The 20,156-nt window shown below is 57.1% G+C and carries 21 protein-coding genes and 1 pseudogene; 13 read left to right on the top strand and 9 right to left on the bottom strand.

Features of this window, described 5'->3' with window-relative positions:
* Positions 1-28: 28 nt before the first annotated feature.
* The 6 genes from Hbl1158_RS16855 to Hbl1158_RS16830 all read right to left on the bottom strand — a co-directional run bounded on the left by Hbl1158_RS16855 (position 29) and on the right by Hbl1158_RS16830 (position 3,023).
* Positions 29-451, bottom strand: coding sequence for a hypothetical protein (locus Hbl1158_RS16855; RefSeq protein ID WP_234299845.1), 423 nt, complete (start codon positions 449-451; stop codon positions 29-31).
* Between the two features lie 6 nt (positions 452-457).
* Positions 458-706 carry a hypothetical protein gene (locus tag Hbl1158_RS16850; RefSeq protein WP_234299844.1) on the bottom strand — a complete coding sequence of 83 codons (249 nt, stop codon included), beginning with the start codon at positions 704-706 and terminating at the stop codon, positions 458-460.
* Positions 707-909: 203 nt separating this feature from the next.
* Entirely contained in the window at positions 910-1,092 is a 183-nt protein-coding gene (gene xseB / locus Hbl1158_RS16845) for an exodeoxyribonuclease VII small subunit (RefSeq protein ID WP_123115094.1), read from the bottom strand.
* A gap of 2 nt (positions 1,093-1,094) precedes the next feature.
* Positions 1,095-2,138 (bottom strand): exodeoxyribonuclease VII large subunit, encoded by a 1,044-nt coding sequence (gene xseA, locus Hbl1158_RS16840; RefSeq protein WP_234299843.1) that lies wholly within the window; start codon positions 2,136-2,138, stop codon positions 1,095-1,097.
* Positions 2,139-2,223: 85 nt separating this feature from the next.
* Positions 2,224-2,784, bottom strand: coding sequence for a TATA-box-binding protein (locus tag Hbl1158_RS16835; RefSeq protein WP_049987858.1), 561 nt, complete (start codon positions 2,782-2,784; stop codon positions 2,224-2,226).
* A 71-nt stretch (positions 2,785-2,855) separates the two neighbouring features.
* On the bottom strand, positions 2,856-3,023 hold the full coding sequence (locus Hbl1158_RS16830; protein ID WP_066419186.1) for a DNA-binding protein: 168 nt from the start codon (positions 3,021-3,023) through the stop codon (positions 2,856-2,858).
* A 218-nt stretch (positions 3,024-3,241) separates the two neighbouring features.
* Here Hbl1158_RS16830 and Hbl1158_RS16825 point away from each other — a divergent pair, with 218 nt between their 5' ends.
* From Hbl1158_RS16825 to Hbl1158_RS16805, 5 genes and pseudogenes are all read left to right on the top strand, one after another.
* Complete coding sequence (locus Hbl1158_RS16825; RefSeq protein WP_234299842.1) at positions 3,242-3,919, top strand: metal-dependent transcriptional regulator; 678 nt, start codon at positions 3,242-3,244, stop codon at positions 3,917-3,919.
* A gap of 128 nt (positions 3,920-4,047) precedes the next feature.
* Positions 4,048-5,307 carry a multicopper oxidase domain-containing protein gene (locus Hbl1158_RS16820; protein WP_234299841.1) on the top strand — a complete coding sequence of 420 codons (1,260 nt, stop codon included), beginning with the start codon at positions 4,048-4,050 and terminating at the stop codon, positions 5,305-5,307.
* A gap of 1 nt (position 5,308) precedes the next feature.
* Complete coding sequence (locus Hbl1158_RS16815; RefSeq protein WP_234299840.1) at positions 5,309-6,559, top strand: metal transporter; 1,251 nt, start codon at positions 5,309-5,311, stop codon at positions 6,557-6,559.
* 84 nt (positions 6,560-6,643) lie between these two features.
* Positions 6,644-7,006, top strand: coding sequence for a plastocyanin/azurin family copper-binding protein (locus Hbl1158_RS16810; RefSeq protein ID WP_234299839.1), 363 nt, complete (start codon positions 6,644-6,646; stop codon positions 7,004-7,006).
* A 73-nt stretch (positions 7,007-7,079) separates the two neighbouring features.
* Positions 7,080-7,185 (top strand): annotated as a pseudogene (locus Hbl1158_RS16805) (IS1595 family transposase); the annotation flags it as partial.
* 142 nt (positions 7,186-7,327) lie between these two features.
* Here the strand turns inward: Hbl1158_RS16805 and Hbl1158_RS16800 are convergent.
* On the bottom strand, positions 7,328-8,647 hold the full coding sequence (locus tag Hbl1158_RS16800; protein ID WP_234299838.1) for a PQQ-binding-like beta-propeller repeat protein: 1,320 nt from the start codon (positions 8,645-8,647) through the stop codon (positions 7,328-7,330).
* A 101-nt stretch (positions 8,648-8,748) separates the two neighbouring features.
* On the opposite strand from Hbl1158_RS16800, the gene Hbl1158_RS16795 reads away from it, so the two are divergent.
* The 5 genes from Hbl1158_RS16795 (at position 8,749) to Hbl1158_RS16775 (ending at position 14,538) form a co-directional block, all read left to right on the top strand.
* A complete protein-coding gene (locus Hbl1158_RS16795; RefSeq protein WP_234299837.1) occupies positions 8,749-10,140 on the top strand; it encodes a hypothetical protein in 1,392 nt (463 codons plus the stop codon).
* 186 nt (positions 10,141-10,326) lie between these two features.
* Positions 10,327-10,521, top strand: a complete 195-nt coding sequence (locus Hbl1158_RS16790) for a hypothetical protein (RefSeq protein WP_234299836.1) — start codon at positions 10,327-10,329, stop codon at positions 10,519-10,521.
* Between the two features lie 319 nt (positions 10,522-10,840).
* Positions 10,841-11,788: a metal-dependent hydrolase gene (locus Hbl1158_RS16785; protein WP_234299835.1), complete on the top strand. Its 948-nt coding sequence runs from the start codon at positions 10,841-10,843 to the stop codon at positions 11,786-11,788.
* A 104-nt stretch (positions 11,789-11,892) separates the two neighbouring features.
* A complete protein-coding gene (locus Hbl1158_RS16780; RefSeq protein WP_234299834.1) occupies positions 11,893-13,173 on the top strand; it encodes a Dyp-type peroxidase domain-containing protein in 1,281 nt (426 codons plus the stop codon).
* A 294-nt stretch (positions 13,174-13,467) separates the two neighbouring features.
* Positions 13,468-14,538 (top strand): iron transporter, encoded by a 1,071-nt coding sequence (locus Hbl1158_RS16775; RefSeq protein WP_234299833.1) that lies wholly within the window; start codon positions 13,468-13,470, stop codon positions 14,536-14,538.
* A gap of 63 nt (positions 14,539-14,601) precedes the next feature.
* On the opposite strand, the gene Hbl1158_RS16770 is transcribed toward Hbl1158_RS16775, so the two are convergent.
* Positions 14,602-16,110 carry a hypothetical protein gene (locus Hbl1158_RS16770; RefSeq protein WP_234299832.1) on the bottom strand — a complete coding sequence of 503 codons (1,509 nt, stop codon included), beginning with the start codon at positions 16,108-16,110 and terminating at the stop codon, positions 14,602-14,604.
* 878 nt (positions 16,111-16,988) lie between these two features.
* Here Hbl1158_RS16770 and Hbl1158_RS16765 point away from each other — a divergent pair.
* The 3 genes from Hbl1158_RS16765 to Hbl1158_RS16755 are packed head-to-tail and all read left to right on the top strand — an operon-like array spanning position 16,989 to position 18,527.
* Positions 16,989-17,174, top strand: coding sequence for a hypothetical protein (locus Hbl1158_RS16765; RefSeq protein ID WP_234299831.1), 186 nt, complete (start codon positions 16,989-16,991; stop codon positions 17,172-17,174).
* Positions 17,171-17,590: a hypothetical protein gene (locus Hbl1158_RS16760; protein WP_234299830.1), complete on the top strand. Its 420-nt coding sequence runs from the start codon at positions 17,171-17,173 to the stop codon at positions 17,588-17,590. Before Hbl1158_RS16765 ends, Hbl1158_RS16760 begins: the two co-directional genes overlap by 4 nt.
* A 16-nt stretch (positions 17,591-17,606) precedes the next feature.
* Positions 17,607-18,527 (top strand): cation diffusion facilitator family transporter, encoded by a 921-nt coding sequence (locus Hbl1158_RS16755; protein ID WP_234299829.1) that lies wholly within the window; start codon positions 17,607-17,609, stop codon positions 18,525-18,527.
* Between the two features lie 385 nt (positions 18,528-18,912).
* Here the strand turns inward: Hbl1158_RS16755 and Hbl1158_RS16750 are convergent, their stop codons facing one another.
* On the bottom strand, positions 18,913-19,821 hold the full coding sequence (locus Hbl1158_RS16750; RefSeq protein WP_234299828.1) for an extracellular solute-binding protein: 909 nt from the start codon (positions 19,819-19,821) through the stop codon (positions 18,913-18,915).
* Positions 19,822-20,156 lie beyond the last annotated feature (335 nt).

Raw genomic sequence — 20,156 nt, 5'->3', positions numbered from 1 at the left:
GGGGGCTCGCGACGGGGGTGGTAGTCACCTACCAAGGGGCGAGGTCGACGCACTGCGCCAGCGGGAGGTTCATCATCGACCCAGCGACGGTGTAGAGTGGCCCGAGGGCGACGAGGACGACCGCGGACTTCATCGCCGACCGTTTGTGCCGCTTGAGGCCCTTCTTCTGCTCGGGCGTGATCGTGAACATCTCGATGAGGGAGTCAGCCTGCCACACGACTGCGAGGCCGACAATGCCCAGCGCCGTGGTAAGCTGGAAGAAGCCCTCGATCATGCTGGGAAGGTTGTCCGCACTACAGACGGCATTCGTCTGGGCGGCGGCGGGTTCCACAGCGAACAGGCTCAGGGCGACGACGATGAACATAGCTTGCCTGGGAAGCCTACTTGCCGCCGTGGACTGGCTGTCGGCGCGATTCGGGGCCGTCTCGGAGGGCGTATTGTCCTGTGACATAGCGAGTTATTCCTCTGCGTCGTCGACGAGTGTTTTCAGATCAGCGTAGCGGTTGGTCTCGTCGACGATCTCGTCTTTCGTGTAGCCCTGTTCGCGGGCCCGTTCGAAGAGATCTCGAAGCTCGTCGGGGTCGACGTCGCGAAGCTCCATCTCATCTCGGAGGGCGCGGCGATAGAGGGCGGACCCGTTGATATGGCTGTTCCACGTCAGGTACAGATCATCGATGTCTTCGATGGTGACTGCCCGTGTGATCATATGTGCGGGGTGGGTATGCACCGGTTGAGCCCCGGTCCATGGTGGTGCGATAGCTAGAAGATCGGTATATGCTTTCTGGCCACCAACTGGCGCAAAAATCTAAAGTAAATTATAACCGGAGAGTTCGTTCACCTCGCAAAGGTACCGTTAACCAACAATAGGGTTAGATTCTGTTGACTGTTGGTTAAGACTGAAATCGCGCTCTACTCGAGTTCCACGACCTCTCCACGCCCGTTGTCGAGGGTTTCTCGCACCTCGGCCAAGAGTTCCTGACCTTCCTCGTGGAGCCTTGTCCCTTCATCGAGGGCACACTCGTCCGCATCGAGCTGCTCAATAATTTCTTCGACACGGGCCAGCCGATCGTGGATCTCTTGGTCGTTTGCCACGCTTAGATCACCCCCAACCAAAGCCCAGTGATGGCCAACAACAGCAACAGCAGCACAGCGATTGCGGCCTTGTAGTAGACCGGCGGGAGCCCCTCGGATGCGGCCGCCTCGTCGACTGCTTCGGCAAGTTCCCGTTCATGTTCATGCTCTTGCTGGAAGGTTTCGTACGCGGCGTCGAGTTGCTGTGCCAGCGGCTTGACTTCGCCCGCGAAGAACTCCTCGCGGGAATTCACGATATACTCGCCAGCGGCCGTCGGCGTGATCGTTGCCACATCCGCAACCTGATCTGCGATGAGCCGGTCATCGGTGTGCCCAATCGCGGTGACCACCGGGGTATTGGCGGTGAAAATCGCCTCCGCGACCCGCTCGGTGTTGAACGCCTGGAGGTTCGAATCACTCCCACCGCCACGGCCGACGATGATCGAGTCGACCTCCTCGGAGCGGTCCAGATGGTGGATGCCGTTCGCGATGGATGTGGGCGCCTCCGACCCTTGGACGGTGGCGTCCTTCACCAGGATGTCGACGGTAGGGTCCTGTTCGTGGATCGCGTTCTGGATGTCATAGCGGGCATCGCCACGGAGGGAGGTTACGACCCCAACCCGCTCTGGGAACGCCGGCGGGCGCTGTTTCTGCTCGTCGTCGAACCAGCCACGCTCTTCGAGTTCGCTTCGTAGTCGCTCGACGGCAGCTGCTTGATCGCCGTCGCCGACGACGATCACCTCCCACGGCTTGAGGTCGATTTTCCCGCCCTCTGTCCAGTAGTCGATATCGCCTTCGAGGATGACCTCGGTCCCGTCCTCGAGGTCAGCGTCCATCTTCTGATAGCGGTTCGCCCAGAGCATACAGGGAAGCTCGGCGTCGCCGTCAGTCAGGGTGAAATAGAGGGCGGTACTGTTCTGATGGAGATCCGTGACCTCGCCAATACAGCGGACGCCGTTGAGGGCAGGCGTGTCCTGGACGACCGATGCAATTCGGTCGTTCAGCTCTTGGACTGAAAGAACATTCCCGGACAGGACATCATCTACCTCCCGTTCGGCATCAGCCATCGCACTAACTTAACACGGGGAGAGCAGATTCAAAAATGTACTCACCAGTGCCAGTATACCCTGCCAACTGTTCTGTGTCGTTGAATTACTCCAGTAACCCGAGGTCAGTGAGCCGGTTTTCGATCACTGTAAGCGCTTGTTCAGCATCGTCAAGCTGTTTTCCGCCCGTGATGACGAGCTTGCCACTCCCGAAGAGGAGTGCGACGACGTCCGGGTCGTCAAGCCGGTAGACGAGCCCCGGGAACTGCTCTGGTTCGTATTCGATGTGTTCGAGACCTAGGCCGATCGCAATCGCATTCAAATTGAGTGTGTGGTCGAGGTCCCCACTTGAGACAATATTCTGGATTTCGATATCTGGAGAGGTAGCGACATCGACACCCAATTCACGGAGCTCGTCGAAGACGTATTCCAACGCAGTCGTCACATCGTCGACGCTTTTTGCACCCGTACAGACGACTTTCCCCGAGCGGAAAATGAGCGCTGCGGCTTTAGGATCATGCATCCGATACACGAGTCCAGGGAAGTTATCAGGATCGTAGTCGGTGGCTCCTAAATCCTCAGAAAGCGTTTCCAGATCGAGTTCTTGACCGATATCGGACGACGCGACCACATTCTCGACTTGAATTGATTCGGCTGTGACACTCATAGGAGTACCTTCCAGTCACAACCCTCTTAAAACGGGGAGTGACTTCGAGCGTCGGTGTGGTACCTTCCGAATTAGAGGTCGCGGGGCTGGACCGTCTTCCGGTCGTTGGCCTCAGCACGCTTTGCGGCGTCGTCGAGCAGTTCGGCGACCTCTTCGTTGAGGGCGTCGTAGAAATCTGCCGAGACGTTCTGGTCAGAGAGTGCGTCCTTCACGGCTGCTTTGACGATGAGGTCAGACATTCCATCGCGGACTTCTCTCGTCTATGTTATAAAGGTTCGAATTCTCGGTTTGCCATTCTGAGCGTCAGTGAGTCTCACAACAAGAAGATACGGAAAATCATTACGCGGGTGTTGACCGTGACGATAACCGGACTCATCTCAGACTTACGCCCACAGCTGGCAACATCAGGAACCCCTTGTAACAAATTATAAATTTAGTCCCGTCTAATTTCACTCTAATGCTGAGCGCCATCATGGAGGACTATCTCAAAGCGATCTATTACCTCCAGGACGAAACGGATGAACGGGTGCGGACCTCGACGCTCGCTGAGCATATGGACGTAGAACAACCGTCAGTCACCAGTATGGTGAAAAAATTGGCCGAGCGCGATTTTGTCCATTACGAACCCTACAAGGGCGTTGTACTCACAGACACTGGAATCCCGGTCGCGCTCGAAATCATTCGCCATCATCGGCTCTTAGAACGATACCTGACGGAGCGTCTCGAGTACGATTGGGCTGAGGTACACGACGAAGCAGATCGCCTCGAACACCATATAAGTAGTCAATTCGCTGATAGAATTGCAGAGCAGTTAGGGAATCCGGCAGTTGACCCGCATGGCGACCCGATTCCCACAGCGGATCTGGACGTTTCACCGTTACAATCCGGTGAAACACTCGCTGATCAGCAGGTCGGCGACAAGGTTCGAATCGAACGGGTGCCAGACAATGACCCAGATCTACTCCGGTACCTTTCTGAACACGAGATTACCCCAACAACTGTAGTCGAAATTGTTGAGACCACCTCATTTGGGATGGTGACGCTTGTTCCCGATGGCACCGACGAACGAGTTGCACTCCCAGAGGAAGTGGCCCGATCCATAACCGCTCAAACGCTCGCTGGGTCTTCAAACTAAACTGATGAGTCTCCAGTAGTGAGGCCATTAGTTTAGACACAATCTAAGTTTAGATGCGTCTAATTTATGTATTGGGTGGGACAATGGATGTGTATGGGTATGCGAAGGCCTGACCAGCGGAGGAAATCATGCCATCGATAGATTACAGTAGCGCAGCAGACGTCACAGAACGACTTGAAGAGCGACTGGTGGAATCACTCACTGGTGAAACGAGTGTCAGTCGCCGCACGGTCCTCGGCGGGCTCGGTGTTGCCGGGAGTGCAGCAGTCGGACTCGGGAGCTCCCGAGCAGCTGCCTCGTCCGATCACGACGATGAGGGTGAACACGGTAACTTCGGTGCAGTGGGCGAATACCGGGATTTGGATTTCGACCCCCACGAATTCCTCACTGCGTTCAATACCGGAGAGAGCGGACAGGATAACGTTCCCCAACAGGTCTACGAAGAGGACGGCCAAACCGTACGGGAATTCGAGTTCACTGCCGTCGACACGACGATCACGATTGCGCCGGGCATCGAGTTCTCGGCGTGGGCGTACAACGGCCAGGTGCCGGGCCCGACGATCCGTGCCGTCGAGGGCGACCTCATCCGCGTGAAGTTCACGAACCTGGGACGACACGCGCACACGATCCATCCACACCTGAAGAACCTCAACCCGCGAATGGACGGGATCCCACAAAACGGACCCGGCGTCCTCGATACGGGTGAATCCTTCACCTACGAGTGGATCGCCCAGCCCGCCGGTACGCACTTCTATCACTGCCACTCGCTCCCACTGAAAGAACACATCCACCGCGGACTCTACGGCACGATCATCGTCGATCCGGACCCCGAACGCGTCAGGGAGAATCCACGCGAGTACGTCAACTACCCGGGTCCGATTACCGACGACTTCCGAGAGCAGCTCGTCGAAGAGGCGAAGAGCCGGAATCACGAGTACGCCGAAAACGATGCCGTCAACGAGATGGTGATGGTGATGAACTCGTTCGACACCAACTTCGACGGCGGTAACGAGGTCTACGCAGCGAACACGCGGGCGTTCGGATATGGAGTTGGTGACACCGACGGTGAGGGCAACTGGACGGCGGGCGAGACGAAACGTCCCATCCAGATCGACAAGGACCAACGCCAGCGCGTATACCTCTCCAATGCAACGGAGTTCGACCTCATCAACTCGTTCCACACGCATTCGCAGTTCTTCGACTACTACGACCACGGGACGACGCTGACGCCGACGAATAAGACCGTGGACACGATCATGCAGTGTCAAGCCCAGCGCGGAATCATCGAGATCGACTACTCGGACCACGAGCCCGGGCTGTACATGTTCCACGCGCATCAGTCGGAGTTCGCCGAACTCGGCTGGATGAGCTTCTTCGAGGTGGTCTAATATGGCGGATAAGACACAAGACACGACGACGGACGGTGGTGTAACGGCTGACGAAGAGATCACACAACCGCTCGGGCTTCCGCGATGGGTCAGCGCGTTACTCCCGATTGTGTTGCTCGTACTCGTTTTGGGCGTGTTCGCGTTCACGTCCCCGCTCGCCGGAGTTCAGAGCGGCACACCGCTTCCCGACGTGACGATCACACATACGACCCTTCCGAGCGACGAAACGGTCGTCTTGCACGTGACGAACAACGGGCCCGAATCTGTGACGATATCACAGGTTCTCGTCGACGAGGCGTACTGGGATTTCCGAGTCGAAGGAGCTGGTGGTGACCAAACGCTCGCCCCGATGGAAAGCGCACAGATCGTGATTCCGTATCACTGGAATCCGGGGTGGGACCTCGGAGTCACCCTCGTACTATCTGATGGAGCAACGTTCCATAATACGATCGTCGCGCCGAGTCAATCACCCGGGTTTAGCCTCGGGCTGCTCGGGACGCTTGCAGTCATCGGGCTGTTCGTGGGCGTGATCCCAGTCGCATTAGGGATGCTGTGGTTCCCCTACATCAAGACGATGAGCGATCGGTGGCTGCACGCCGTGCTCCTGTTTGCGGCCGGCGTACTGGGCTTCTTGGCGTTCGACGCCGGGTTTGAGGCGTTCGAGCTCGCCGAGAGGATTCCAGGCGCATACGAGGGCAACCTCTTGGTCGTCTTCGGGATATTCGGCGCACTATTACTCGTACAGGCGATCAGTGCGTGGCGTGAGGGCCGTGTCGCCGCTGGTGATAGTCGGGCGAGTAGCGGTCTCTGGATCGCCTATCTGGTCGCGATAGGAATCGGCTTGCACAACCTCGCGGAAGGACTTGCTATCGGGAGTTCGTTCGCACTCGGACGCGTGTCGCTCGGTGCGTTCCTCGTGATCGGGTTCATGCTCCACAACGTGACAGAGGGTCCGGCTGTCGTCGCGCCGGTCGCCCGCGGAGAACGGCCAGCGCTCAAGCACTTCGCAGCGCTCGGCGTCATCGCCGGCGCACCGGTCATCTTCGGTGGCTGGATCGGCAGTCTCGCCTACTCACCGACGATTGGCGCCTTCTTCCTCGCGATCGGCGTTGGCGCAATCCTACAGGTCGACTGGGAGATCGCGCGAATGGTTCGTGATGCCGGCGGTCGCGTGGCGAGTGCGACAAACCTACTCGCATTCCTGCTCGGCCTCGCTATCATGTACGTGACTGACCTCTTCGTGGCGCTCTAATCGGCACCACCCATCTCTGTATTAATGTCACCCGAATTTTACGATCGGCGAACGGTGTTGCGACTCAGCACTGCCACCCTGGCGATGCTTAGCACGGCTGGGTGTCTGGGCGGACAGTCCTCGTCGGCTCAGACCGTCACGATGCCCGGCGACCTCACGTTCGAGCCGAAGACTTCGACGATCGAAACAGGGGAGACGGTAACGTGGACGAACGAGAGCGACATCGAGCACACGGTCACAGCGTATGAAGACGAGATTCCAGACGGGAGCGCGTACTTCGCAAGTGGCGGGTTCGAGTCAGAGCGTGCTGCGAAGAATCGCATCAGTGAGGGGCTCATCGCACCGGGCGAGAGCTACGAGCACACGTTCGATCAAGCCGGTACGTACGGATACTTTTGTATTCCACATGAGAGTTCTGGGATGATCGGGACCGTTCAAGTGAAGTGACCGAACCCGTAAGTTCTCGTTCCGAGGAAACACGTCTGTAAACTCACTACGAACCGTTCTGTAGTAGGATGTCTTCAAACGGTGCTGTCTCGGCCGCTTCGGCGGGACAGTGACGTGTCTTCACTAAGGAAGTGACGAGGTTGTCAAGCGGGAAAACGGGCAAGGATGCTCAGAAATGCTGATGCAAGAACTGCGAGACGTACTTCAACTACCTCATGGACCCGAATGGCGGCATATTCATCCTTTACCTCAAATTCTCCTCTGTGACCAGCGAGACTCCCTGTGCTCGTATCACCACCTGCAATTACCGTGACCCAGCTGTTAGGAGAACTCGTCTCCGGTGTGGTCGACGGAAGGCGACGACTTCGTCGTTTCTGTGGTTTGTTTTGCCTCCCTGTTCCCTGCCGCCTCGAGTGCGACAACTCGACCGTCACCGTACATGACGTAGATCTCCTGTACACCGTCACCATCTGTGTCCGCAAGCTGAGGATGCGAGAATATGGAAACCTCCCGCTTGTACGTGTCAAGAACGTCACCGTCACGCGGGTCGATGACTGAAACGATACCATCGTTGGTCACTGCGACGAGCTCTTTCGCCTCGTCGTCGTCGACATTCCCCAGCGCTGGCGGTGGCATCATCTGCACGTTGGCGGACGTCAGTGTCGTCGTCCACTCGACTGTTCCGGTCTTCGCATCGAGGCTCCTGAGTTTCCCGCCGCGGGCGACGGCGTAGATTTCCGGTTCGCCGTCTCCGTCACCGTCGCCGAACGCATGGACCGCCGCAAAGTTTCCGAAGTCCTTCTGCCACTGTATCTCACCGGCATTACCGTCGATCAGTGCGACCGTCCCACCGGTGGTCGCCACGACAACCTCTGTACCGGGATCGTCGTCGGCCTGTCCCGTCGCCATCCACGTGATCGACTCGCCGAACGCGTCCTGTCGACGCCAAGAAACGCTTCCGTCTCCTTCGAACATGGTGAGGTTTCCGTCGCTAATACCGATGACGACCTCTTTTTTCCCGTCGCCGTCGAAGTCGGCGACACCGGGTTGCCCCCACGTATACGATTCCAGTCGCGCAGACCAGACGTTCGTCCCGTTCGGGCGGACGACCAACACCGTCCCTTTCACGTCGACGACGACGATCTCCTTGCTCGCATCGCCACGGAGATCCGTTACGACCGGTCGAGTGTATCCGTAGTCCGTGAGGTTCACACGGAGTTCCTCCTCGCCAGTAAGCGGGTTGAACGCGATGATGGCCTGCTCAGTCGTCGCTGCCAACACCTCGCGGACACCGTCACTGTCATAGTCTGCGAGTGTCGGGTCCGCGACCGAATGGATCGCGCAGTTCTGTGTCGGTATCTGGTAGCTCCACTTCGAGGTCCCGTTCGCAGCAGAGAGACCGTAGAGCGCACAGTTCGGAGTGTCACCCCGGCCGCTTACGGGTGCGTAGACCATTCCTGTCCCGTTCACACGACCCGCTGCTGGCGCGTGATGATTCGCATTGAGGTCTCGTGCGGTATCGCTCACCCACCGCTCCTGTAGCCGGAGCTGCTCGCCACCGCTTAGCCCGAACGAATACACCGCAACACCGCCGAGGATCACCACCACGACGACGATCGCGACTACGGTTGCGGTGCGCATGCCTATAGCGATATCGGGACAGATGAAAAGGACCTCGTACTTTCCGCCAAATTCGACTATTATACCACAGGCCTTTCCGCGACAGCCACCGCAGTTCTGATATGCACCGTCGCCGCGTCGCGTTGTGGTTTCTCGCGGTGCTAGCACTGATTCCGGGTGTGGCCATGGCCCACGAAGTAGGTGGAACTCGATTCGACTCACCGCTTCCGCTACCGCTTCTCTTCGCTGGAGCGGGTGCGACGGTTGCGATCACCGCGCTCTGGCTCGGCTGGAGCGAACCGACACCCGACGAAGCGTGGACGCACCGTCTCGGCGTAATTCCCGGCGAGATGGCTCGTGTAGGCCGGTTCGTCGCCGTAGCAGTATTCACGGTGGCCGTCCTCGGTGCTATCATTACTGGGGCGCTCGGCCCGCAAGCAACTGCCGAGAACTTCGCGACGGTATTCGTTTGGGGCGTCTGGTTCAAGGGGCTTGGACTGGTCGCGATGCTCGTCGGGACACCGTGGCTGCTGCTCTCACCCTGGCGCAATGTCTATCAGTTGCTTTCACGCCTTGAAGGGGAGCAGCTGTCAATGACCGAATTTTCCGACCGATTCGGCGTTTGGCCCGCCGTTGCCGGGTTTGTTCTCGTCATCGGGCTCGCGGAAAACCTGATCGGCGTTCCCCGAAGTCCACCCCTCACAGTCGGAGTGGTAGTCACGTTCGCCCTCCTCATGATCGCCGGCGGGATCGCTTTCGGCCCCGTCTGGTTCCGTCGGGGAGACGCGTTCGCCGTGCTCTACCGGCTGTTCGGACGGGTCGCTCCGATCGACGTCAAGCGAACAGCCGCCGGCGGCTACCGCCTCGAGAGTCGGCCGCCTTGGCGCGGATGCACTAAACCCCTCGACCACCCGGGAGCAGTAACATTCATCGTTGCAGTGGTCTACACTGTCAGCTTCGACGGGTTCACCAGCACGCCGGAGTACCAGACAGTCCTATTTACGACCCGTGATGCGCTCGGAACCGGTCTGACGACGGCGCTATTCCTGTACGCTGCGGGGCTCACCCTCTTTGTTGCCTCGTTCCTGATCGTCGCGGCGCTGGCTGACGTTGCCGGAAGTAGAGACAACGAGGCCCGCTCCGGTGCAACGAGTGCGGCGCGCGCGTTTGCCCCCACAGTGATTCCCATCGCCGCCGCCTACGAGTTTGCTCATTACTATCCCTCTGTCGTTCGGAGCGTTGGCCGGACGCTCGAACTAACCATTGCTGCTGCCGGGATTTTCGTGGATATCTCGTTGCTCGGATGGCTTGGCCTCCCAATCTTCTGGGGCTCACAGGTGTTGCTTATTGTTGGTGGCCATATCGTCGCCGTCGTCGCTGCCCACGGGGTTGCCCACAACCGGTATCGAACACCGCCGAATGCACGCCGTGGCCACCTCCCGCTTGTTGTCCTAATGATCGGGTATACGGTGCTCTCACTCTGGATCGTTTCACGACCGGTGGTGACCGGGTGACCTCAAGATGACTCTCGTCGAACCCAACGGGGATGGCTCGATGATGCACCTTGGTGTGGCGGCGGGAATAGGGCACGAACCGGTCACCATCGGGGTGGTAACCATCGCTGCTGTCCTGACTGCCCTATTGGTAAGTCGGCCGTCATCGCCGCCGCCAAGCGTCAATCGCGGTCGTACTTGCTTATTGTGCTGGCACTGACGTCGTTGCTCTCGCGATCAGCGACCGGTGTACTGGCGTACTTCTACGTCTTCCCGACCGGTTCCCACCACCTCCTCGAACATGGGCTCGACGTCGCCATTGCCGTGTTTATCATTGCAGCGGTCTATTTCGTTGGGGCGATGTCGAAGATGAAGCCGGCCGCTCGTGGCGCTGACCGCTGACCTGAAACAACTCGGTTTAGGCCTCAGCAGGGGCCTGTTGAGATGAGATTAAAGTTGACGTCGAGCGGAGCATGTGTCTTTGTCCTGAAGGCAACGTCTCACGCGGAAGTGGTCGATTTGAACCCACCGCCTTTGATCCCAAGTGTTCGTTTGTCGTACACGACCATTGGTTTGTCGAATGTGTCGAGCTGGCGATTGGTTCCCGATTCCTAGTGACGATGGACTTCATCGAATCAGCGGCTTTCGAGTACGCCCGCACGACTAGGGGTGAGAATTTCACTCAAGCAATACTTATACGCCGTGACGACATCTGAACGGTATGTTTGCCGGACACTTTCTAGCTGCGTTCGTCCTCGCGACGAGTGTCGCCGCTTGGCGGGGGTGGCCCGACGAGCGCGCGCTCGCGGTTGGGGCGATGGCCGGCGCGTTTGCGATGCTCCCGGACATCGACATGCTGTATGCCGTTGCCGGGCTTGTCGGTAGCCTGGAGGGTGTGTTCATAACCTCTGACGCATTCTGGGATGTCGCAAACGAGATCCACCGCGGAGCCACTCACTCGCTAGTTGTCGGTCTCGTCGCGTCGACCGGGTTTGCCGCCTGGTGTGCTCGTGACGGGAATGACCCCCGTATTGGCACTCTTGGTGAACTCATTCTCGGGAGTCTGGTCGGTGTCGTCACGCTTGTCAGCGGGATTGCCCCTGGTGCCGTGGTTGCTGCGTTCGTGCTTGGTGGGGTCGGGTTGGTCACACTCGGCGAACGCGTCGGGCTCGGTCCGAGGGCCGTCTTGGCCACCGGAGGACTCGGCCTACTGTCACACCCGTTCGGCGACGTGTTCGCCGGTCCATCGCCGGCGCTACTGTATCCCCTTCCGTTCAACGCCGGTCTACTGAACGGACAGGTTCTCCTACACCCCGATCCGACGCTGCATCTTCTCGGAGCCTTCTTTATCGAGATCGCGACAATCTGGGCCGGGCTGCTCATCGTCGCTCGGCTGCAAGGATGGCGCCTCAGCCGGCATATCAATCGGCGTGCGGCACTCGGAGTGGCCTACGCCGGTGCGGTCTTCGTGATTCCAGTACCGACCATCGAAGTGGCGTCGCCGTTCGTGTTCAGCGTCCTCGCGGTCGGATTCATCGGAACTCCAGTTCGCTCGGACCGGCGCCAAGATAGATCGACTCAAGTAGTGGACGCAGTCACGACCGCTTTGAGCGCTGTAACGCTCGCCGCTGCCGCGTACGCCGTGACATATCTCGTCTTCCTCTCGTAGCCACAACGGCCTCTCGAACGGTGTTGACTTGAAACTCGGAGTGAAAATCTGATTTAAGAACTCTACCAGAATCGCTATTTGGCTGCCTACCTAACTATTGAGTAATGGCTGACGGGAAGAGTATCCCTCGCAGGGAGTTTCTTAAATCGGCTGTCGCAATCGGAGGAGCAGCCGCGTTTAGTGCTTGTTTGGGCCGTGAAGAAGTTGATGTCCCAACTGGACCGGATGATCTCTCGTCGTATCCACGGCGTCAGCACGCCTGGAACGATGTCCTTCCACGGGACGACCACGGGAACGTCGTGGCTCCCAACCATCGTGTGCTCCTCTATTTGAATTATCGACGAGACGGGCAACCAAACGAAGACGACCGCGAACGGGTTGAGACAGCTCTCCGTGGCATCGAACACTCCTACGAGCGAAGCGGGGATGGATTACTGCTCACGGTGAGTTATTCCCGAGCATACTTCGATCGGTTCGATGAGTCACTTCCAGAAAGCGCAGATCTCCCCGCTCCCGATGCGCTCGCTCCGTTCGAAGATCCCGAGTTCGATACGGCAGATGCAGTTGTCCATCTCGCAAGTAACACGGCACAGGTGGTACTCGGCGCTGAAGAGGCACTCAAAGGAAACAAATCGACGCTCAACGGCATCGATCAGCCGGGCACTTCCCTCAGCGACGTCTTCACCATCGCCGACCGGCGAACGGGATTTATCGGGGACGGACTCCCAGCGAAAAATGCAGACGATATAGAGGGTGTTCCGGCCACCAAGGTCCCCGAAGACGCACCACTGTTTATGGGATTCAAATCGGGGTTCAAAAAGAATCAGGCCAGCGAAGATCGAGTCACAATCCAAGCGGGGCCGTTCGCCGGTGGAACGACGCAGCATATCTCCAAGCTCCAACTAAACCTCAACCAGTGGTATAATCAGGATGATCGCTGGCAACGTGTGGCAAAGATGTTCTCTCCATATCACGCCGAAAACGATATTATCGACGGTGTCGGGAACAACCTCGGCGACAGCAGCGGAGTCGACGATGCTGGATTACCAGGGGAAACAGCACGTGAGATGGGCGTCATCGGCCACGCACAGAAGAATGCTCGCGTTCGCGATGATAATGACTCACCGCTCATCCTTCGGCGTGACTTCGATTCGACTGACGATGGGGTCGCCGGCCTACACTTCCTCGCACTCCAGCGAGAGATCAACGATTTTGTCGATACCAGAAAGGCGATGAACGGAACAGATATCGCCGAACAGTCGGCTGTCGGTCAGCGGAATAACAACGGCATCCTGCAGTACATCCGAACAGTGCGGCGTGGTAACTTTCTCGTTCCTCCACGGTCATTGCGCGCGCTACCACCCGCACAGCCGATCCAGGACTGAAGAGATAACGTATTGGGGATACGAAACAGCCTTCATTGATATTCCGGACGTGCAGATGACGGTATAGTTCCAAAGGGGTCTTTAGAAACCCGATCGAAACTGAGTGCATGGAAGAGAAGCACCTGGTACTGGCGGCGTTACTCGGCGTTGTCTCACTACTGGTACTCACCGGGTTCGCCGTTCGCTTGGCGTAGGCGTACACAGAGTGACCGACGCTGGGAGTTACGGATACCTCCAGTTGGCGACAGCGAGATCAATTCGATATGAACCAATCATTCCATCCCAGATGAGCCAATGAATCGACGAACGCTTCTCAAACAGGGAACTGCACTATCAGGGGGAGTGCTACTGTCTGGCTGCATGAAGCAGCTCGGATTCGAAACAAAGTCTGCATGGCGTGATCCGCCGCTCGTAGAGGATCGACCTGATGCAGTCTACTATCCAGCTATTATCGAAGGGATGGGAATGTATGGAACGACGACAGCCGGCGATATCGGATTTGCGCTGATGCATTCCTTCCCCCACCGCTTCTGGAATCTCACCGGCTCCCGCAAGACGAAAGTGGTCGTTCGATCCAATGATTCGGTGCATCTAATGGCGAGTATCTGGGACACCGAGACGGAGACAGTCCTTCCGGTCGACGTCTCTGTCGATATCAGTAACAGCGATGGCCAGGTGTCCTCTACCAATCTCTGGCCAATGATTTCGCCGAATATGGGATTCCACTACGGCGACAATATTGCGCTTCCGGGAGAAGGCCAGTACGATGTGACGCTCCAGGTCGGTCCGCTACAGACAGCACGTACTGACCCGCTCGAAGGCCGATTTACCCGAGGGCAGTCAGCCACGATGCAGTTCACGTTCGATACGGATGAGACGTACAATTTGGAGATTCGTCGATTAGGCGAAAAAGCGGGCACCCGTGGGACAGTCGATCTAATGGATATGGAAATGATCCCTGAACCGGTCGTGCCGACAAAATCCGAGCTTCCCGGTCGACTACTCCACGAAGGGCAATCCGGTGACGCAACGATGCTGGTTGCTCTCGTTGACGGTGACCATCGGTTTAGTGATACTGAAGGACCCTTCCTAATCGTTTCTCCTCGAACACCCTACAATCGCGTGATGCTCCCGAGGATGGCTCTTTCAGCAACACTCAATCGAGGGGGGGACGCAATCGCACAAGGGACACTCCAAGCGTCCCTCGATCCCGACCTCGGGAGTTTCTATGGGATGGGTCTAGATGAACTCGAGACGGGCGATACGGTCAGACTCACCGTCGAGACACCACCCCAACTGGCGCGGCACGATGGCTACGAAACCGCGTTCCTCGATATGGACCCGATAGAGTTCACTGTCGAGTGAAGTTCCGAAGGATGGTTTCTGTCAGCCAGTGTGCGACCAGCAGTACCCTCGAACCCACCAGAATCAGGGTAGATAAGGGGGCGTCGCTCCTGGGAGTGAGAGAATCCAGAGGCTAATGACGGTGTAACCGATCATCACAACAATGAACGGGTACTGGCTCCGGATTGCGACGAGACGACTCGAGAAGAGTTCGTAGGCGGTCGCGTGCGCTGCCCAGATAGCGAGGAGATGCCCGATGAGCACGTAGGCGATACTCAAGCCCTCGAACCACCCAGGTGGAGACAATGTCAGGGGATTCGCTGGGGGCGATAGTGGGGAGACAATTGCCATGCCTAGAGCCGGACTGAGGGATACAGCCAGTCCGGTGTAGTGAGCGAGGTGATATCCCGCTGCGATGGCCAATAGCGAGGGTGCAAACCGAAAGGCGATACGTTTCGCTGTGATGTATGTCCCGGTCCGTCGCCGAGAGAGTACCCCCGCATACCAATACGCGGCGAAGAAAACGACGTAGCCACTGACGAAAAGGAGTGTGTAGATGAGGATCGCACGGATCTGTACAGCTCCCACTCCAATATTGGAGAGACCGACGAGTGCCTCGATAGTTGCTGCGCCCGTCTGCGTCGTGATGAAGCCGCTGTACGTGAGCTCCCAAATCAGCGCAATGACGAACGCAACATCGGAGGTGTCCGTGATTAAGTCTGAGTCAGTCAGGTCGCTACCGGGCAGTTTTACAGTGAGCTTCCCGTCCCGCCGTTTTACAGGAGCGACAGCCCCGAAGAATCGGAACAAGACGGATAACGGATCTGCGTTCCCGAACCATGCGTTGGGACCGACGAGTACCGCGCCTGCGATTGTGACGACACTGTAGCCGAGAATCGCAATCGAAAGAACGGACGGAATCGTGCTGACAGGGAAAATCACCTCAATCCACACGAGTAGTAATAGGCCACCTACAGCTGGCCACCGGGCTAATTCTTTAGGATACGTTCGGTGTCCAGCTGGGAGAAGCGAGACGATCCCTCGCCAGGGGTTCAGTGCTGGCCAAACGTTCCCTCCGAGATACGTAAGCATCGGCAAGCCCGCTCGAACGACGACAAATGTGACGAGAATGGTGAAGCTGGCCGTTGGGAGCTGCGGTCCGGTCAGTCCGAGATACACTGCCAGTCCAAGGACGACAATCCCAAGACTACGTCCGATCCATCGAATCGGTGTCCACCAGTCGTCGACCGTCGGGCCGGGGAGCGACCAGTTGTGGAGATAGCGGATAAAGGCTCGATCAGTGACGAAGCTCGCAAGTAGGGCAGAGGCGCCGATCGTGGCACCACCGGTGGCAAGGTACAGCCATCGGGGAACGGCAAGGGTATCCCGTGGCTGCTTCGAGAGCGTCATTCCGTTCCCGGCAGCGACTGTTTCGGTAAACAGCGTCAATACCGAGACCCAGGTTACAAACTGAACCAGGAGTCTGAGCTTTGTGTTCGACACGATCCAATTGCGAAGCCTCGGTCCTGGAGATGGCTCTGTGCATCTCTCACTACATCTGGACTTCGTGTCTGAGTCAGGCGAAGATGGCATACATGAAGAGAAGGCCGAAGTACAGGAGCACAAGCCCCCCTAGTGCTTTTACACGCAGTGTACGTAACTCGTCTTCCTCGTCCGCCTGGGCAGAGAAGAATGCCTCCTCCTCGCTATCATCCAACTGCTGGGGATGTTCTAAGCCTTTGTGGAGGACGAGACGATCTGTTGTCGGAAACGGATGCCCACAGTAATCACAACGATCTGCGGGTGACTCGCTCCGTGAAATGGTAGTACCTTCGTATGACATATTCTCGTAAGGTGTTGCTCGCTCGTAGTCTATTCAGCGTTGAAACCGTTATGGTTCAATGGTCGAAGAGCCACCTCCGGATCAAAAGAAGTCTCACGATACTTTTATTGTAATAACTACTCACCAGTATTCTGGTAGAACATATTAAGAATGAGGGCATAGATAACAGCCGACTTATTATGCAGCAAACCCCAATATGGGCTGTGACCTATTCATCAGACTCGGACTCGACCTTCACAGGAGCGAGTCCATGGCCCCCCCTCGTCGCTATTGGATTTGTACTTTCAGAAATCGGTGTACTTCTCGGACTTCGTCCCGTGTCAGTTGCTGGACTATTGTTGTTCGTGGTGTCTGTTGCCGGCATTCTCACAGAAGCAGGGTATATCACGGACCCTGCGAAAGGTACAGGTGTTCAAGCATTGGCCCTCATCGGCATTGGCACCCTGTTGATCACAGGGGACCAGTCTGGGACGACAATCCGTGGTCAATCAATTGTAATCGCTGGCATCATCTGCCTTGTTGGTGCACTTCTCTGGGCAGGTTTCGTTCCGAAGAAATCCCGCTCTAAGGTGTCGGCGTCCCAGACATCGGAAACAACATCTGACTGAACCCCAGTGACAAACTAGAAATGAAAATCCGATATAACAAACTGGTAATCGCATCCATCGGCGAGGCGATCGTCGCCGAAGCCGGCAATGCATCAGTCGCCAAGCGAGATATCATTGAGTACGAAAGCGTCATCGGAAACGCGATACAGTTCTCCCGGATCAAGCTCTCCGCATTGGCGCCGACACCAGAGAGTTTGAACGCATGAGTTCGCAACCAACACTGAACGAAGAGTCGAGCGGCGTCGGCAGTGACGGACAGAAATACCCGTTTGGACTCTCCTCACCATTGCTGTTCGTAGTTGTTGTGGTAATCGGCATTATTGGCCCTGGGCTAGCGGTCTATGCGCTCGATAGCGCTGGTCTTAGACTTCTCTCCGATATCGTCTGGGTGACTGGATACGGTACGACGATCTTCGTCGTCTGGTATATCTGGTTACGACCCCTCGACCTCACCGGGTCGAGCGGGATGGACGTCTCCGAGATCCGGGAGAAGCCGGCTGACGACGAACCCGCTGGCGAACAGGCGGACGAATCACCGACCGACGATGGAGCAGATCTGAACGAGACCGAGGATTCGAACCCGAGAGACGACCAGCTGACAGACGAGACCACCGATACATGACTGGCATGGGTAATTAATGTCCCATACACACGACGGAGACGCGACCGATTCGGATAGTGAACGAGCCACGACTAGTAGAAGTTCCCGGCGGTTAGCGTTCGTTGCAGTCATCAACCTAGTCGGGTTCGTCGTCGAACTCGCCGGCGGACTCTTGTTCGGTTCGGTCGCCCTCATCAGCGACGCGATCCACATGTTGTTCGATGTGCTCGCGTATGCGATGGCGTTCGCTGCGAGCTACACCGCAGAACGGTTCGACGGCGGCGAGGAGTGGTCCTACGGATTACATCGGCTGGAACCGGTTGCTGCCTTTCTGAACGGCGTATTACTGTTACCGATGGTCGGCTACATTCTCTGGGAGTCCTACCAGCGGTTTCTCGAACCGGTGGCGATCAATCCAGAGTTGACGTTGATCATTGCGACGGGTGGCCTGCTGGTGAACGTCGGCTCCGTGTACGTGTTGCAGGGAGATGAGATGAGCCTCAACGAACGAGGGGCCTTCTACCATTTACTCGGTGACGCAGGTGGATCGGTCGCGGTGATCGTTTCGACGGTCGCCGTTGCGGTCTTCGATCTGCCCGTGGCTGACCCAGCTGCGGCCGTGCTCATCGGAATGCTAGTACTTGTGTCGGCCGGAAATGTTCTCCGTGAAAGCACATCGATCCTGCTGGAACGGAGTCCTGTATCGCCGGAGGAACTCCGAGCCGAATTGACTACACTCGACGGTGTCGATCAGATCGAGGACTTACACGTCTGGCAAGTCTGTAGTCAGCTAACCGTTGCGACCGTTCAACTAACGGATACCGGGACCACACTCGAGGAACAACGGGCTATCCGATCCCGGGTTCACGACCATCTCGCAGAGCAAGGGATCGACCACGCGACCGTTGAACTCGTCATCCATGGCGATCCTAACGGTACTACGAGGCACGCCCACTAATTAGGAGAAGAAGGTTCCAGTCAAAGTGCGACAGACATGTTATTCGACCATTCAGTGGGCACTAAATTCGCCGTCTTTCACCACCATTCCAGCGAGTGTGAACAGTAGTAGAAGCAATATAGCAACCGAGGATAAAATCATAATACCTGCCAATGGCGATTCTTCTGGAACTGGATTCAGCATATACGTCCCCATGACCAATACGACCAAGAAAAGCATGATTCCCATCAGCGAGTTTCCCACTCTCGTGTTCATATTATCAGGTGTCATCTCGACCAATATAGTATACTCGGAATGGTCTCAGGGGTGACTCACAACAGACACCAATTCGGCTCTGTTGAAATGTTCTATGATACTGTACCAACGAAATTTGATTTTCATAGCCTTATAACTCCAGCGGGCCGAGTGAACGATGTGCGCTAGCGACCTGCATTACGTTGTCGGGTACGGCGTCCTGACCGCTCTTCGGAACGACGATTGGATCCACCGGAACGAGCCCTTTGTTTCGGAGAACTTTTCGACCCGGCTCAGTTGCGAAGTACTCAACCCACTGGGCGCCGCGCCTCAGTGCCTCGGCGTTGCTTGGCACAGTCAGGCCGTACGCGATGGGTGCGCCGGTGAACGTCCCACTACTGGTCTCGACTTTGACCTTTGCGTAGTGGTCCGCATATGCGCTTGTTGCTTTCGAGAGGTCAACCTCGGGCTGGAGATCGATGTATGGGAGACCTGATCTCGCCGAGATTGACTGGTAGTGGATGATATAGTCGAGTTCGCCAGACTCAAGTTGGGTTTGAATATTGGTTTCTGTCCCCGTAGGAATCGTCGAGTTCTCGCGAAGCTTCTCGTAGGTAGACTGGTCGTAGAGCCGTTCACCGTGGAGTTCCTTCGCTCCAAGTTGCTGTGTCATCACCGCTCGATAGCCGCTAGGGTCGACCGCCGGGTTGGAGTGACCGATGGTAATGCCGTCGCGCGTGAGTACCTCCCACCAGTTGTCCTTAGAGATATCCTCTGCACCTGGAGAGTCCTCTCGGTACTGTATCGACATCGAGTTCGTCGCGAAGATGGCGTACCACTTACTGAACTCAGGAAGTATGCGGTCCCGGATGTACTGGAAGTCGGAGACGCCGAGCACGTCGGCCTTACGACCCTGCTGGGTGATTCTCTGGGTTGAGGCGACTGGACCTCTCACCTCTCGGGTGACGTCTACTTTATACTCGTTCTCGAATTTCGGTTCTGTAGCGCTGAACGATGGCGCGAGCAACCCCCCATGGAATATGGTCATTGAGTCGGCCATCGGGGTCGCCGTCGGTGTTCCGTAGTCGCCGCTATTCTGGGTTCGACTGTCGGTCGGTGTACCACTATCTCCAGCGCCAGCACCGTTGCCATTACAGCCGGCTAGGCCGAGAGCCACTGCTGTTGCACTACTCGCGAGGAATGCGCGCCGCGTATGATATTCAGTCATTGATTCTTCGGTGTTATTTCGAAATTGTCATCACTGTTTTACTCACTTTCTTTTGAACCAGTACGGACTCAGGCTTCGACGCACACCACCGTGCAGATCTGTGAGACCCACCCACAAGGATACATCACTCATTCATAGAGTGGATGACGGCTGACGCCACAACCAGC

This window comes from Halobaculum sp. CBA1158 (assembly GCF_021431925.1).
In the GTDB taxonomy this organism is placed as follows: Archaea; Halobacteriota; Halobacteria; order Halobacteriales; family Haloferacaceae; genus Halobaculum.
The sequence above is the reverse complement of the archived record's forward strand: the minus strand, read 5'-3'. Positions and strand labels throughout refer to the sequence as shown.